Below are 15789 nucleotides of genomic sequence, written 5' to 3' on the forward strand. Positions count from 1 at the left end.
AAAACGCGAATGACCCCTCGCGCAACGCGTGCTCCCATGCCACGATACCGCACGGCGGTGTGGCCGGCCCGGTCGGCCCGCCCGGCAGGGAGAGCCTCCGCGTGGCGCCCGGCGTGCGTCTCACCGACGAGCAGCGGCTCGACTGGCTGCGGCTGATCCGCAGCGAGAATGTCGGCCCGCGGACGTTCCGAGCGCTGCTCAACCGGTTCGGTGGCGCCCGGGCGGCGCTCGCCGCCCTGCCCGACCTCGCCCGCCGCGGCGGCGCGACCCGGCCCGTCCAGGTCACCTCGATCGACGAGGCCCGCAAGGAGTTCGCGACGGCGCGCCGGCACGGCGTCGTCTTCGTCGCCCTCGGCGAGCCCGAATACCCGCCCGCCCTCCAGGCGATCGACGACGCGCCGCCGCTGATCGGCGTGCGTGGCCGCCTCGATCTCCTGCAGCAGCCGGCGGTCGGCATCGTCGGCGCCCGCAACGCCTCGGCGGCCGGGCTGATGTTCGCCGAGAGGATCGCTCGCGAGCTCGGCGAGGCCGGGTTCGCGGTCGTCTCCGGCCTTGCCCGCGGGATCGACGGCGCCGCCCACCAGGGCAGTCTTTCGCGCGGCACCGTGGCGGTCCTGGCCGGCGGCCAGGACCGGCCCTACCCGCCCGAGCATCTCGATCTCCTGGAGGCGATCGCGGCACGCGGCACCGTGGTGTCCGAGATGCCGATGGGCTGGGTGCCGCGCGGCCGCGACTTCCCCCGCCGCAACCGCATCATCTCGGGGCTGGTGCTCGGCGTCGTGGTGGTCGAGGCGGCGCGCCGCTCCGGCTCGCTGATCACGGCGCGCCGCGCCCTCGAGCACGGCCGCGAGGTCTTCGCCGTTCCCGGCTCCCCGCTCGACCCGCGGGCGGAGGGCACCAACGACCTCCTCAAGCAGGGCGCCACCCTGGTGACCGGCGGCGCCGACGTCGTCGGGGCGCTGGAGCCGATGCTCGGCAAGGGGTTCGAGCGGCCGCTCGACGAGCCGGCGCCGATCACCCTGCCGCTGCCCTTCGAGATGCCGGAGGATTCGCGTACCCGCGACGGCATCACGGCCCTGCTCGGGCCCACGCCGGTCGCGGTCGACGACCTGATCCGCTGGTCGGGGGCGGCGCCCGCGACCGTCCACATGACGCTCCTGGAGCTCGAACTGGCCGGCCGCCTCGATCGCCAGCACGGTGGCCGGGTGGCGCTGATGGGGTGAAGGCGAGCGGGTTCCGTTCTCCGAACGAAAGGCGCGGGTCGTCCCGGGGCGGCGCGAAGCGCAGCACCCGGAACCCATTCGCCCTGTCGCGCGTGAGCCCCCGACACCGGGGTTATGGATCCCGGGCTCGCGGACCTGCGGTCGGCGCCCCGGGATGACAGAGTTCTCATGGGGGCCGTGCAAGCTCCCCCGCCCCCTCGCCGGGCTTCACCGCGGCGGCACGCCGTTGGCGCGCTCCTGGGGGCGACCGGCGCCGCTGTGCGCCTCCGCCTCGACCCGCGCCATGTCGAGGATGTAACCGAGCGTCGGCAGACCGTGGCGCCGCGCCAGCCGGGCGAGATCGCCGGTCAGATCCGCGATATAGGCGGCCGTGGCCTGGGGGGTCGGCCGGTCGTCGGCAGGCGAAAGATCGGACATGAGATCCCCTGCCGTGCGGCCGCGCCGGGTATCCCCCGCGGCCGCACGGGCGCATGGTCTCGCTCGTGGCTTCCGACAGGAATTCTATCTCAAATCGCATGCTCAAATAAAAACAACTTTTAATGAGCGTCCGGGTGTGCGAGTGGCGCGCTTCAGCCCGGATTTGACACCTGCCCCCCGCTTAACCATTTTCCGGGCCGCGGCGGCCCGGAACCGGGTCTCCGGCGCACCACGTCCACTGCAAGGCTTTTCATGAACGTCGTCGTTGTCGAATCTCCGGCCAAGGCGAAGACCATCAACAAGTATCTCGGCCGTGGCTACGAGGTGCTGGCGTCCTTCGGGCATGTTCGCGACCTGCCGCCCAAGGACGGCTCGGTCGATCCCGACGCGGACTTCCGGATGATCTGGGAGGTCGACGGCAAGGCGCAGAAGCGGATCGCCGATATCGCCCGCGCCCTGAAAGGGGCCGACAAGCTGATTCTCGCGACCGACCCGGACCGCGAGGGCGAGGCGATCTCCTGGCACCTGATCGAGGCGCTGCGCGAGAAGCGGGCGCTGGCGGCCGACACGCCGATCGAGCGGGTGGTGTTCAACGCCATCACCAAGCAGGCCGTCACCGAGGCGATGAAGCATCCACGCAGCGTCGACCAGGCGCTGGTCGATGCGTATCTGGCGCGCCGCGCGCTCGACTATCTGGTCGGCTTCACGCTGTCGCCGGTGCTGTGGCGGAAGCTCCCGGGTGCCCGCTCGGCCGGCCGGGTGCAGTCGGTCGCCCTGCGGCTCGTCTGCGACCGCGAGCTGGAGATCGAGAAGTTCGTCAGCCAGGAGTACTGGTCGCTGGTCGCGACGCTCCTGACGCCGCGCCAGGAGGCGTTCCAGGCCCGGCTCGTCGGGGCCGACGGCCAGAAGATCACCCGGCTCGACATTCGCAGCGGCGCGGACGCCGAGGCGTTCAAGCAGGCGCTCGAAGCCGCCCGCTACGCGGTCGCGAGCGTCGAGGCGAAGCCGACGCGGCGCAACCCGCAGCCGCCGTTCACCACCTCGACCCTGCAGCAGGAGGCGAGCCGAAAGCTCGGCTTCGCGCCGGCCCACACGATGCGGGTGGCGCAGCGCCTCTACGAAGGCGTCGACATCGACGGCGAGACGGTCGGCCTGATCACCTACATGCGAACCGACGGCGTCCAGATGGCGCCGGAGGCGATCGCGGCGGCTCGCGACGTGATTCGCAAGGACTACGGCGACCGCTATCTCCCATCGTCTCCGCGCCAGTACCAGACCAAGGCGAAGAACGCCCAGGAAGCTCACGAGGCGATCCGCCCGACCGACATGACGCGCCGCCCGCGCGACGTCAGGCGCGGCCTCGAGCCCGACCAGGCGAAGCTCTACGAGCTGATCTACATGCGGGCCGTGGCGAGCCAGATGGAATCGGCCGAGCTCGAGCGCACCACGGTCGACATCGTTGCGCATGTCGGCGCCGGCGCGCCGACCGCACAGATCGACAAGTCGAAGTACAAGACGCTCGACCTGCGCGCCACCGGCAGCGTGATCACGTTCGACGGCTTCCTCGCCGTCTATCAGGAGGGCCGCGACGAGGATCCCGACGACGAGGAGAGCCGCCGCCTGCCCGCCATGAGCCAGGGCGAGCCCCTCACCAAGCAGGCTCTCGACGTCACCCAGCACTTCACCGAGCCGCCGCCGCGCTACTCCGAGGCGTCGCTGGTCAAGCGCATGGAGGAGCTCGGCATCGGCCGGCCGTCGACCTATGCGTCGATCCTTCAGGTGCTCAAGGACCGCAACTATGTGCGGCTCGACAAGCGCCGCCTGGTGCCGGAGGACCGCGGCCGCATCGTCGTGGCGTTCCTGGAGAGCTTCTTCTCGCGTTATGTCGAGTACGACTTCACGGCCGATCTGGAGGAGCAGCTCGATCGCGTCTCCAACGCCGAGATCGAGTGGCATCAGCTCCTGCGGCGTTTCTGGACCGACTTCACCGGCGCGGTCGACGGCATCAAGGATCTGAAGATCAGCGAGGTGATCGACGCGCTCGACGCGATGCTCGCCCCGCACATCTTCCCGGCCCGCGAGGACGGCTCCGATCCGCGCGTCTGCACGACCTGCGGCACCGGTCGGCTGTCGCTCAAGCTCGGCCGCTTCGGCGCCTTCATCGGCTGCTCGAACTACCCGGAATGCCGCTACACGCGGCCGTTCTCGGTCGGCAACGGCGAGGGCGGCGAGACCGAGACCAAGGTCTTGGGCCAGGATCCCGACACCGGCTTCGACGTGACGCTGCGCAGCGGCCGCTTCGGCCCCTACATCCAGCTCGGCGAGGCGAACGGCGGCGACAAGCCGAAGCGCGCCGGCCTGCCCAAGGGCACGGATCCGGGCAGCGTCGATCTCGAGATGGCGTTGCGGCTCCTGTCGCTGCCGCGCGAGGTCGGCAAGCATCCGGAAGACGGCGAGCCGATCCTGGCCGGCATCGGCCGCTTCGGCGCCTACGTGCAGCACGGCAAGACCTACGCCAACCTGGAGGCGGGCGACGACGTGCTCGCCATCGGGCTGAACCGCGCCGTCACGCTGATCGCGGAGAAGCGCGAGAAGGGCGGCAAGGGGCGCCGGTTCGGCGGCGATCCGGGCAAGACGCTGGGAGACCATCCCGACCAGGGCGGGCCGATCGTCGTCAAGGCCGGCCGCTACGGACCGTATGTCAGCCACAACGGCGTCAACGCCACGCTGCCGAAGGACAAGACGCCGGAGACCATCACGCTCGCCGAGGCCGTCGAGCTGATCGCTCAGCGGGCCGAGAAGACGGGCGGCGCCCCCAAGCGCAAGGCGCCGGCCAAGAAGGCGGCTCCCAAGGCGACGAAGGCGAAGAACGCCGAGGCCAAGGACACGGCGAAGCCCGCCAAGACGGCCACGGCGAAAAAGGCGCCGGCCAAGAAGGCGGCGCCCAAAGGCAGCGCCAAGAAGCCGGCCGCCAAGGCGAAGAAGACCCCGGAGCCGGCCGACAGCGAGTGACGTCCGCCGAAACTTCTGCGCCGTCATGCCCGGCCTCGTGCCGGGCATCCACGAACCGGCCGCAGGCCGCCCAAGGACGCGGATGGCCGGGACGAGCCCGGCCATGACCGCGAATCGAGATGACTGCCCTTCCCGGCTGGCGGAATCCCGCTTCGCCCCTTACCTTGGGCGCATGATCAAGACCCTCGGCGCACGGACCTCGCGGTGAAGACGAAGCAGCACGGTCCGGCCCTCCCCTCGAAAGACGAGATCCTCGCCTTCGTCGAGCGGAACGGCGGCAATGTCGGCACGCGCGAGATCGCCCGCGCGTGGGGCCTCAAGAACGCCGACCGCGCCGCGCTCAAGACGGTGCTGCGCGAGCTCGCCAACGAAGGCCGCATCGAGAAGTACCGCAAGAAGATGCGGCGCAGCGGCGTGCTGCCGCCCGTGGTGCTGGCCGAGGTGACGGGCCGCGACGCCGACGGCGAGCTGATCGCCGCGCCGGTGGAGTGGGACGAGGAGGAGAACGGCCCGGCGCCGAAGATCCGCCTCCACGTGCCGCGCCGTGCGCGCCCCGCCGAGATCCCCGGCGTCGGCGACCGGGCGTTGGTGCGCACCGAGGAGACCTCCGAGGACGACGGGATCCGCTACAGCGGCCGCGCCATAAAAGTGCTGGACCGCACCAAGCACCGCACGCTCGGTGTGTTCCGGGTGCTGCCCGACGGCGGCGGCCGGCTGGTGCCGGTCGACAAGCGCAGCCTGGGACGCGAGCTGACCATCCGGCCCGGCGACACGCTCGACGCCCGCGAGGGCGACCTCGTCGCCGTCGACGTGCAGAAGCACGGGCGGTTCGGCACCACGGTCGCCAAGGTGAAGGAGCGGCTCGGCTCGCTCGCCAGCGAGCGCGCCGTCAGCCTGATCGCCATTCACGCCCACGGCATCCCGCACGAGTTCGGGAAGAGCGTGCTGGCGGAGGCCGAGGCGGCCCGGCCCGCGACCCTCGACCACCGCGAGGACTGGCGCGAGGTGCCGTTCGTCACGATCGACCCGGTGGACGCGAAGGATCACGACGACGCCGTCTTCGCCCGTACCGACAGCGACCCGGACAATCCGGGCGGCTTCGTCATCGACGTCGCCATCGCCGACGTCGCCGCCTATGTGCGGCCCGGCACCGCGATGGACAGGGAGGCGCTGGCCCGCGGCAATTCGGTCTACTTCCCCGACCGCGTCGTGCCGATGCTGCCGGAGCGCATCTCCAACGACCTGTGCTCGCTGCGCCCCGCCGAGGATCGCCCTGCCCTGGTCGCCCGCATGGTGATCGGCGCCGACGGGCGCAAGCGCAGCCACGCCTTTCATCGCGTGCTGATGCGCTCGATCGCCAAGCTGCACTACGGCCAGGCGCAGGCGGCGATCGACGGGCATCCCGACGACACGACCGGGCCGCTGTTGCCGCTGGTGCTGCGGCCGCTCTACGACGCCTATGCGGCGTTGAAGCGCGCCCGCGACGAGCGCAGCCCGCTCGACCTCGAGCTGCCCGAGCGGAAGATCCTGCTCAAGCCCGACTTCACGGTCGACCGCGTGGTCGTGCCGCCGCGGCTCGACGCGCACCGGCTGATCGAGGAGATGATGATCCTCGCCAACGTGGCGGCGGCCGAGACGCTGGAGAAGCAGAAGACGCCGCTCGTCTACCGGGTGCACGACGAGCCGAGCCTCGACAAGATGACGGCGCTGCGCGAGTTCCTCGCGACCCTCGACATCAACGTGCCGAAGGCCGGCGCGCTGAAACCCGCGCAGTTCAACACCATCCTGGCGCGCGTGAAGGGGCGAGACAACGAGGCGCTGGTCAACGAGGTGGTGTTGCGCAGCCAGGCCCAGGCCGAGTACGCGGCCGAGAACTACGGCCATTTCGGCCTCAACCTGCGCCGTTACGCGCACTTCACCTCGCCGATCCGGCGCTACGCGGATCTGATCGTGCATCGCGCGCTGATCCGGGCCTGCCGGCTCGGCCGCGACGGGCTGGCCGAGAGCGTCGACGTCGCCGCGCTCGCCGAGGTCGCGGCCAAGATCTCGGCGGCCGAGCGGCGCGCCATGGCGGCCGAGCGCGAGACCGTCGATCGTCTGATCGCCCACCATCTCGCCGACCGCATCGGCGCCACCTTCACGGGCCGGGTCGCCGGCGTCACGCGCTCCGGCCTGTTCGTGAAGCTCGACGAGACCGGCGCCGACGGCTTCGTGCCGGCCGCGACGCTCGGGCGCGACTACTACCGCTACGAGGAGGGCCACCACGCCCTGGTCGGCGACGCGACGGGCGAGAGCTGGCGGCTCGGCGACACCGTGACGGTGAAGCTCGTCGAGGCGGCGCCGGTCGCCGGTGCATTGCGGTTCGAGATCACGTCGCACGGCCGCAAGCTGGAGACGCGCGGTGGGCGCGGCAAGACGCGCACCGGCCCGCGCGAGCGCACCGCACCGCGACGCGAGACGACGCGCACCAAGCCGACGCGGGGCGCCGCCGCGGCCGGGCGGAGGAAGCGGTGACGGGCACAGCCATGACGGGCCGGGTGATGCGGGCGACGGACGGCGCTGCCGGCGCGACCGAAACGGGACCGGGCGGCGCGCAACCGGGGGACACGCAGCCGGACGACGCCTTCCCGATCGCCGACGTCGCGCCGGAAGACCTGCCGGCGCGGTTGACCGCATGGCTGAACCGGTCCGATCGGGACATGACCTCGCAGAATCTCAAGCCGCGCGACGCCGCGACCCTGATCGTCATCGACCGCAGCGGCACCACCCCGAGCGTGCTGATGGGCCGCCGCCACGCCGGCCTGAAGTTCATGCCCGGAAAGTTCGTGTTCCCGGGCGGGCGCGTGGAGCCCGCCGATCGCGGCGTGCCGGCGGCCAGCGAGCTCGATCCGCGCATGGCCGAGCGGCTGATGCTCGCGACGCAGAGGCCGAGCCTCGTGAAGGCACGCGCCTTCGCGATCGCGGCGGTGCGCGAGACCTTCGAGGAGACCGGGCTGATGCTGGGACAGGCCGGGGCGCCGTGGCCGGCGGCCTGGTCGGCGACGACCCGGACGGCATCGGGAGACGCGGCGCTGTGGGACCGGTTCGCGCAAGCCGGCGTGCTGCCAGACCTCTCGGGCCTGCAGCTGGTCGCCCGTGCCATCACGCCACCGCGCCGGCCGCGCCGCTTCGACGCGCGCTTCTTCGCGGTCGACGCGACCGCCATCGCGGGCCGGGTCGACGGCATGGTCGGCCCCGATTCCGAGCTGGTCGAGCTCGTCTGGATGCCGCTCGACGACGCCGAACGTCTCGATCTCCCACCGATCACCAAGACGGTGCTGGCCGAGCTCGACCATCGCATCGCCAACGGCTTCACGCGCGACCTGCCGGTGCCGTTCTATCGTTTCGTGCGCGGCCGCTTCGTGCGGACCGAGCTGTAGGGCGACGCCCGCTCCCCGTCAGCGCACCGGGTCCATCACCCGCACGTCGATGAGGTGCGGCAGCGTGCCGGTGTCGACGACCTCGGGCTTGGAGACGTCGACGGGGCGGTCCCAGCCGCCGCCGAGCGCCTTGGCGAGCGCGATCCAGTCGGTCGTGATGGCGACCCGGCTCTGCAATAGAGAGTCCTCGGCCGAGTAGGCGGAGCGCTCGGCGTCGAGCACGTCGAGGAAGCTCGACGTGCCGGTCTGGTAGAGGGCGCGCGACAGCCGTGCCGCCTCGCCGTAGTTCTTCGCCGACTCGGCGAGCTTTCGCGCCCGCTTGCGCTCCTCCGACAGCGACACCAGGGCGTTCTCGACGTCCTCCAGCGCGGTCAGCACGGTCGAGCGGAACGTCAGCAGATACTGATCGCGCTGCGCCTCGGCGGCCTCCACGGCGGCGAGCAGGCTGCCGGCGTTGAAGATCGGCACGGTCGCGGACGGCCCCCACGACCAGCCGATGGTCGAGCCCTTGGCGAGATCGCCCGCTTTCTGAGCCGAGGTCGTGATGCTGCCGGTGAGCGACACGCTCGGATAGAGCGCCGCCGTGGCGACGCCGATCTTCGCCGTGTACTGGGCGAGCTGGCGTTCGGCCTTGCGCACGTCGGGGCGGCGGAACAGCACGTCGGCCGGGATGCCGGCCTTCAGCGGCAGCCGCGGCGCCGGAATCGCGCCGCCGCGCTCCATCCGGGCGGCGAGCGCCGAAGGCTCGCGGCCGAGCAGGATGCCGAGCCGGTGCACGGCCTCGACATAGGCGGCGGTGAGCTGCGGGATGTTGGCCTCGGTCGAGGCCGCCTGCGCCACCGCCTTGGCGACGTCGACGGCCGACGCCGAGCCGGCGTCGAACTTGCTCTTGGTCAGCGCCGCGGTCTCGCGCTGCGAGGTCGCCGTGCGCTTGGCGAGCGCGATGCGGGCCTGGTAGCCGCGCGCCTCGACATAGTCGGAGGCGACGTCGCCCAGCAAGGTCAGCAGCGTCGCATCGAGATCGTCGAAGGAGGCCTCGAGAGCGCGGGTCGAGGCTTCGAGGCTGCGCTTGTTGGCGCCGAAGATGTCGAGCTCGAAGCTCGCGTCGAAGCCCGCCTGATAGAGCGTGTAGGGCGAGCCGGAGACGGGCGCCGTGTCGGAGGGCGCCGAATTGCCGTTGCGGTTGCGGGTCAGCGAGCCCGCGCCGTCGAGCGTCGGGAACAGGGCGGCGATCGCCTGCTTGCGGTTCGCCCGCGCCTCGCGCACCCGCGCCTTGGCGGCGGCGACGTCGAGATTGCCGGCGACCGCCTCGTCCATCAGCGCATCGAGGGTGCGGTCGTTCAGGCCACGCCACCAGCGCGCCAGGTCGCGCGGCGCCGCCGGCTTCTGCTTCGGCGCGTTCGCCCATTGCAACGGCAGCCCGATCTCGGGCGCGTGATAATCCGGCCCCACGGCGCATCCCGACAACAGCGTCGCGACGAGCAGGCAGGACAGCACGGGAACGGCACGGCGGAGACGCTGCCGCGGAACATCGGGGGTCATGGGCTGATCAGTCTCGTCTACGCTTCGGCACGACGCCGTTCAGGAAGATGGAGAAGGCGGCCGTCGCATGGGCGCGGCGTTCGTCCGGCCCCGGCAGGCGCGGGCCGTCCTCGTCGAAGCCGAGCGGCGCGAACACCATGTGCAGCAGCAGCGAGGCGGTCCTGGCCGGGTCGTCGATGACGATGCGGCCGCGTTCGGCCTGGCGGGCGAGCCAGCGCGCCAAGATGACCTTCGATTCCTCCGGGCCGTGACGGAACACCACGCGGGCCAGCGCGGGCCGGTGCGGCGTCTCCAGCATCATCAGCCGGAGCAGCGCGTTGCGGTCGCGCTCGGAGTCGGCGTCGAGATCGAGCCGGAAGATCGCCGCCAGCGCCTCCTCCAGCGGGCGATCGTCGTCGCCCTCCGGCACGTTCAGCATGAGACCGCGATGCTCCGCGACGATGGCGGCGAACAGCGCGTCCTTGCCGTCGAACAGCTGGTAGACGGTCTTCTTCGACACACCGGCGCGCTGCGCCACCGCGTCCATGGTGGTGGCGTCGTAGCCGCCGGCCAGGAAGACGTCGCGCGCCGCCGCGACGATGCGGGCGCGCTGCGTCGCATCGTCGACGACCTTGGGGCGCCCGCGCCCGCGGGCCGGCGGATCCGCCGGCGGCGGTGTCTTCGATGTCGTCAAGGATTCGTCGACCGTCATCGCGACCAGAAGGCTCCAGGAGAACGCCGCAACCGGCTGCTGGTTGACGGGTCCGAATGCGCGAATATATAAACTGCCTGGTTTCCTAATTCAAGCCGATCCGGAAATCCACCGCCGGCGGCACGAATATCGAGGCGGATGCACGTCATGCTCTTCACCCCCGACGGAAGTTCCGGGCGCACCGCGGCCGCGGCGGCGCTCCTCGTGGCGACGCTGCTGGCCGGCTGCGGCGACAGCGGCAACGGCGGCGGTGCCCTGGGGGCGCCGGGTTCGGGAGCGTCGATGCCGACCCCGGAGGTCGGCGTGATGGTGCTGCATCCGCAATCGGTCGCGGTGACGACCGAGCTGCCGGGGCGCACCACGGCGTTCCTCACCGCCGAGGTGCGGCCGCAGGTGAACGGCATCGTCAAGCGGCGGCTGTTCACCGAAGGCGCCGAGATCGCCGCCGGAACGGTGCTCTACCAGATCGATCCGGCGACCTATCAGGCCGCCTATGACAGCGCCGCCGCGGCGCTGCAGAAGGCCGAGGCCGCGGTGCCGAGCGCCCAGGCCAAGGCGGATCGCTACAAGGGGCTGAGCAAGGAGAAGGCGGTCAGCCAGCAGGACGTCGACGACGCCGTGGCGACGCTGGCGCAGAACAAGGCGACGGTCGCCTCCGCCAAGGCCGATCTCGACACCGCCCGCATCAATCTCGCCTACACGGAGATCAAGGCGCCGATCGGCGGCCGCATCGGCAAGTCGTCGATCACGGTCGGGGCCTTGGTGACGGCGAACCAGACCGATGCGCTCGCCACCATCCGGCAGATCGACCCGATCTATGTCGACCTCACCCAGTCGAGCCTCAACTTCCTGAAGTTCCGTCGGGCGCTGGCGGAAGGGCGGCTCGCCAACCGCGGCGACTCGGTCCCGGTGCGGCTGATCCTGGAGGACGGCCGTCCCTACGACCACCCCGGCAAGCTCGGCTTCGCCGAGGTGAAGGTCGACGAGAGCACCGGCACGTTCACGCTGCGCGCCGAGTTCCCCAATCCGGACCGCCTCCTGCTGCCCGGCATGTATGTGCGGGCCGTGCTGGAGGAAGGCATCGCGCCCGGCAGCTTCCTGGTGCCGCAGCGCGCCGTCACCCGAAACGCCAAGGGCGAGGCGGTCGCCCTGTTCGTCGGCAAGGACGACAGGCTCGAGCAGCGCGTCCTGCAGGTGCGCCGCGGCATCGGCACCAACTGGCTGATCGACACGGGCGTCGCCGAAGGCGACCGGGTGGTGATCGAGGGCTCGCAGAAGGCGCGCGCCGGGCAGCCGGTGAAGCCGGTCGCCGTGACGCTCGACGAGACGACCGGCGAGGTGAAGCGCGCCGCCGCGGACGCGCCGTCGCGGCTCGCCGCGACGCCGGCCGCAGCCGCCGGCCCGACCGGTGCCACGCCGACGACGGCGACGGAGTGAGGCGATGGCCCAGTTCTTCATCGACCGGCCGATCTTCGCCTGGGTGGTGGCGATCGGCATCATGCTCGGCGGCCTCCTGGCACTGAGCACCCTGCCCGTCTCGCAATATCCGCAGATCGCGCCGACCTCGGTGCGCATCACCGCGACCTATTCGGGCGCCGACGCCCAGACGGTCGAGAACTCGGTGACCAAGGTCATCGAGCAGGGCATGACCGGCATCGATCATCTCGACTACATCACGTCCTCGTCGAGCTCGTCCGGCACCGTCTCGATCACCCTCACTTTCACCAACGCGGCCGATCCCGACATCGCGCAGATGCAGGTGCAGAACAAGCTGCAGCTCGTCACGGCGCAGCTTCCCTCGGTCGTGCAGAGCACCGGCGTCACCGTGTCGAAGTCGTCGGACAGCTTCATGATGGTGATCGCCTTCGTGTCGCGCGACGGCTCGATGAGCGACATCGATCTCTCCGACTACGTCAACAGCACGTTGAACGACACGATCAAGCGGCTGGAGGGCGTCGGCTCGACCCAGCTCTTCGGCTCCGGCTACGCGATGCGCATCTGGGTCGATCCCGACAAGCTCGCCCAGTTCGCGCTGATGCCGGGCGACGTTTCGGCCGCGATCTCGGCCCAGAACGTGCAGATCGCCGCCGGCCAGCTCGGCGGTCTGCCCGCCGTCAGGGGGCAGCAGATCAACGCGGCCGTCACGGCACGCTCGCGCATGCAGACGCCGGAGCAGTTCCGCGACATCATCCTCAAGAGTGCGAGCGACGGCTCGATCGTGCGGATCGGCGACGTCGCGACCGTCGAGCTCGGCGCCGACAACTATCGCTCGTCGAGCCGCTACAACGGCATGCCGGCGGCCGGCCTCGCCATCATGCTGGCGAACGGCGCCAATGCGATCGGCACGGCCGAGCGCGTGAAGGCGGCGATCGCCGACATGGCGCCGACCTTCCCGTCCGGCGTCGAGGTGCACTACCCCTACGAGACGACGCCGTTCGTCCGCCTCTCCATCGAGGAGGTGGTGAAGACGCTGGCCGAGGCGATCGTGCTCGTCTTCGTCGTGATGCTGGTGTTCCTGCAGAACCTCCGCGCCACCCTGATCCCGACGCTCGCCGTGCCGGTGGTGCTGCTCGGCACCTTCGGGGTGCTGGCGATCGCCGGCTACTCGATCAACATGTTGACCATGTTCGCCATGGTGCTGGCGATCGGCCTGTTGGTCGACGACGCGATCGTGGTGGTCGAGAACGTCGAGCGGGTGATGCAGGAGGACGGCCTGCCGCCCAAGCAGGCGACCGAGAAGTCGATGCGCGAGATCACCGGCGCGCTGGTCGGCATCGCCACGGTGCTGTCCGCCGTGTTCGTGCCGATGGCCTTCTTCGGCGGCTCGGTCGGCGTCATCTATCGGCAGTTTTCGGTCACTATCGTGACCGCCATGGTGCTCTCCGTGATCGTCGCCATGGTCCTCACCCCGGCGCTTTGCGCGACCTTGCTGCGTCCCTCGTCGGGACACGGCGGCGCGCGCGGCTTCGCCGGCTGGTTCAATCGGACCTTCGAGCGCGCGACCGAGCGCTATCGCCGGGCGAACGGCCACATCCTCGGTCGACCCCTGCGCGCGCTCGCCCTGTTCGCGGCGCTGACGGTGGCGACCGGCGTGATGTTCGCGCGCCTGCCGAGCTCGTTCCTGCCCGAGGAAGACCAGGGCATCCTGCTCACCATGGCGCAGCTTCCGATCGGCGCCACCAAGGATCGGACCGATCGCGTCCTGGCGGAGGTGGCGCAGCATTACCTTGAAACCGAGAAGGACGCCGTCGAAGGCGTCATGACGGTCAGCGGCTTTTCCTTCGCGGGCGAAGGCCAGAACGTCGGCATGGCGTTCGTCAAGCTGAAGCCGTTCGACGCGCGCAAGTCCCCGGCCCTGAAGGCGCAAGCCGTGGCGGGCCGCGCCATGCAGGCGTTCTTCGGCATCGCCGACGCCCAGGTGTTCGCACTGGCGCCGCCGACCGTGCCCGGGCTCGGCAACTCGACCGGATTCGACGTCTTTCTTCAGGACATCGGCGGCGCCGGCCACGAGACCCTGATGGAGATGCGCAACCGGGTGCTCGGCGCCGCGGCACAGAATCCGAAGCTCGTCGCCACGCGCCCGAACGGGCAGGACGACACGCCGCAATTCGCCGTCGACGTCGATCAGGAGAAGGCGAGCGCCTTCGGCCTGGCGCTCGCCAATGTCGACACCACGCTGGCGACCGCCTGGGGCGGCACCTACGTCAACGACTTCATCCATCGCGGCCGCGTCAAATACGTGTACGTTCAATCCGACGCGGCGCACCGCATGACGCCGGAGAACCTCGAGTCCTGGTACGTGCGCAACACGACGGGATCGATGGTGCCGTTCTCGGCTTTCGCCACGACGCGCTGGACCTACGGGTCGCCGAAGCTCGAGCGGTTCAACGGATCGTCCGCCGTGGAGATCGTCGGTCAGGGCGCGCCGGGCGTCAGCTCGGGCGAGGCCATGGCCGAGATCGCCCGCATCATCGATTCGCTGCCCGGCGGCTTCCGCTACGCCTGGACCGGCCTCTCCAAGCAGGAGCAGCTCGCCGGCAGCCAGGCCGTGGCGCTCTACGGCATCTCGCTGCTCGTCGTGTTCCTGGCTCTGGCGGCGCTCTACGAGAGCTGGTCGACGCCGCTCGCGGTGCTTCTCACGGTTCCGGTGGGCATCCTCGGCGCCGTGCTGGCCGCGACCTTGACGGGTCAGGCGAACGACGTCTACTTCAAGGTCGGCCTGCTCACCACGATCGGCTTGTCGGCGAAGAACGCGATCCTGATCGTCGAATTCGCGCTGGAGCGTCTGAAGGCCGGCCAGGATCTTGCATCGGCGGCACTCGATGCGGCACGCCAGCGTCTTCGGCCGATCCTGATGACGTCGCTCGCCTTCATTCTCGGCGTGGTGCCGCTCGCGACGGCGAGTGGCGCCGGATCGGGCAGCCAGAATGCGATCGGCATCGGCGTGCTGGGCGGCATGATCGCGGTGACGGCGCTCGGCGTGTTCCTGATTCCGTTGCTGTTCGTCACGGTGCGGCGGGTGACGGAGAGGTCGATGCGCCGGCCCGAGAGCGCGCCGATGCCGACGACACCGACCGGCTGAGCAACACGGCGCCGGCCGGCGCGGCGATCGCAGAGGGCGCCGGGAGGCGCGGGAGACCGAGGTGCAGATACCGGACGACGAGCTCGTCAGGCGGATCGCGGCGGACGACCAAGCCGCATTCCGCATGCTCGTCGGCCGGCACGTCGACCAGGCCTACGCGCTGGCGTTGCGCATCCTGCGCAACGGCGCCGACGCCGAGGACGTCGTCCAGGACGCGTTCCTGAGGATCTGGACCGGCCGACACCGATTCGACCCCGGACGCGCCAAGTTCTCGACATTCCTGTGCCGGGTGGTGATCAATCGCTGCATCGACCTGCACCGGCGCCAGCGCGGCGAGCCGCTCGACGCCATCGCCGAGCCCGCCGACCCGCGCCCCGACGTGATCACGATGATGGAGCGGGCCGAGACCGACGCGATGCTGGAGCGCGCCGTCGACGCGCTGCCGGAGCGTCAGCGCCTCGCGATCCTGCTGTCCTACCACGAGAACCTCGGCAACGAGGAGATCGCCATGGTGATGCAGACCACCGTGTTCGCGATCGAATCGCTGCTCAAGCGGGCGCGCGAGCGGCTGCGCGCCGTGCTGCGCGAGGCGGCCGAGGACCAGCGCGTGTCGCTGCCGGTCGACTGATCGTCCCGCCCGGGCGCCGGCCGTCTCGTGCCGATGGACGCGCGCGCGGACGATTACGATCCGGCACGGGTGCGAAACACACCGCAACACCCCCGCCCCGCTCCCGCCGCAGCGGATTGCGACAGAGGCGCCGTCGGCGCCGCGTGCGTCGATCGCCCCCGCCCGGCCCTCTTCCCGCCGGCCGATGCCCGTCGCCGGACCGGAATGGCGGCCGGGCGGGCAGGGCTCCGAATCCAGGTTAACGCGTCCGATGTCCGAGGATCTGGGCGCAGTAT

At 70.8% G+C, this 15789-nt stretch carries 10 protein-coding genes; 7 read left to right on the top strand and 3 right to left on the bottom strand.

Annotation, left to right across the window (positions count from 1 at the left end; all coding sequences use genetic code 11):
- Nucleotides 1-101: 101 nt before the first annotated feature.
- Nucleotides 102-1223, top strand: a complete 1122-nt coding sequence (gene dprA, locus ACFSOX_RS13425) for a DNA-processing protein DprA (RefSeq protein ID WP_378478316.1) — start codon at nt 102-104, stop codon at nt 1221-1223.
- Nucleotides 1224-1430: 207 nt separating this feature from the next.
- On the opposite strand, the gene ACFSOX_RS13430 is transcribed toward dprA, so the two are convergent.
- Entirely contained in the window at nt 1431-1640 is a 210-nt protein-coding gene (locus tag ACFSOX_RS13430) for a hypothetical protein (RefSeq protein WP_378478317.1), read from the bottom strand.
- A 252-nt stretch (nt 1641-1892) separates the two neighbouring features.
- Between ACFSOX_RS13430 and topA the strand changes: the two genes are divergently transcribed.
- The 3 genes from topA (at nt 1893) to ACFSOX_RS13445 (ending at nt 8071) form a co-directional block, all read left to right on the top strand.
- Entirely contained in the window at nt 1893-4652 is a 2760-nt protein-coding gene (gene topA / locus ACFSOX_RS13435; protein WP_378478318.1) for a type I DNA topoisomerase, read from the top strand.
- A gap of 204 nt (nt 4653-4856) precedes the next feature.
- Nucleotides 4857-7166, top strand: coding sequence for a ribonuclease R (gene rnr / locus ACFSOX_RS13440; RefSeq protein WP_378478319.1), 2310 nt, complete (start codon nt 4857-4859; stop codon nt 7164-7166).
- Complete coding sequence (locus ACFSOX_RS13445) at nt 7163-8071, top strand: NUDIX hydrolase (RefSeq protein WP_378478320.1); 909 nt, start codon at nt 7163-7165, stop codon at nt 8069-8071. Before rnr ends, ACFSOX_RS13445 begins: the two co-directional genes overlap by 4 nt.
- An 18-nt stretch (nt 8072-8089) precedes the next feature.
- On the opposite strand, the gene ACFSOX_RS13450 is transcribed toward ACFSOX_RS13445, so the two are convergent.
- Nucleotides 8090-9613 (bottom strand): efflux transporter outer membrane subunit, encoded by a 1524-nt coding sequence (locus tag ACFSOX_RS13450; protein WP_378478321.1) that lies wholly within the window; start codon nt 9611-9613, stop codon nt 8090-8092.
- A 7-nt stretch (nt 9614-9620) separates the two neighbouring features.
- The gene (locus tag ACFSOX_RS13455) at nt 9621-10286 is read right to left on the bottom strand and encodes a TetR/AcrR family transcriptional regulator (RefSeq protein WP_378478322.1); all 666 of its coding nucleotides are present in this window, start codon (nt 10284-10286) and stop codon (nt 9621-9623) included.
- Nucleotides 10287-10451: 165 nt separating this feature from the next.
- On the opposite strand from ACFSOX_RS13455, the gene ACFSOX_RS13460 reads away from it, so the two are divergent.
- The 3 genes from ACFSOX_RS13460 to ACFSOX_RS13470 all read left to right on the top strand — a co-directional run bounded on the left by ACFSOX_RS13460 (nt 10452) and on the right by ACFSOX_RS13470 (nt 15514).
- Nucleotides 10452-11741: an efflux RND transporter periplasmic adaptor subunit gene (locus ACFSOX_RS13460; protein ID WP_378478323.1), complete on the top strand. Its 1290-nt coding sequence runs from the start codon at nt 10452-10454 to the stop codon at nt 11739-11741.
- A 4-nt stretch (nt 11742-11745) separates the two neighbouring features.
- Nucleotides 11746-14886: an efflux RND transporter permease subunit gene (locus ACFSOX_RS13465; RefSeq protein ID WP_378478324.1), complete on the top strand. Its 3141-nt coding sequence runs from the start codon at nt 11746-11748 to the stop codon at nt 14884-14886.
- 61 nt (nt 14887-14947) lie between these two features.
- Complete coding sequence (locus ACFSOX_RS13470) at nt 14948-15514, top strand: sigma-70 family RNA polymerase sigma factor (RefSeq protein WP_378478325.1); 567 nt, start codon at nt 14948-14950, stop codon at nt 15512-15514.
- The last annotated feature ends 275 nt before the right edge of the window (nt 15515-15789 follow it).

The organism is Rhodoplanes azumiensis (assembly GCF_042682915.1).
GTDB classification, from domain to species: domain Bacteria; phylum Pseudomonadota; class Alphaproteobacteria; order Rhizobiales; family Xanthobacteraceae; genus Rhodoplanes; species Rhodoplanes azumiensis.

Coding starts and splice junctions, on each gene's coding strand:
- ACFSOX_RS13430 (WP_378478317.1), bottom strand. CDS start 1,640: ATGTCCGATCTTTCGCCTGCCGACGACCGGCCGACCCCCCAGGCCACG.
- topA (WP_378478318.1), top strand. CDS start 1,893: ATGAACGTCGTCGTTGTCGAATCTCCGGCCAAGGCGAAGACCATCAAC.
- ACFSOX_RS13450 (WP_378478321.1), bottom strand. CDS start 9,613: ATGACCCCCGATGTTCCGCGGCAGCGTCTCCGCCGTGCCGTTCCCGTG.
- ACFSOX_RS13460 (WP_378478323.1), top strand. CDS start 10,452: ATGCTCTTCACCCCCGACGGAAGTTCCGGGCGCACCGCGGCCGCGGCG.
- ACFSOX_RS13465 (WP_378478324.1), top strand. CDS start 11,746: ATGGCCCAGTTCTTCATCGACCGGCCGATCTTCGCCTGGGTGGTGGCG.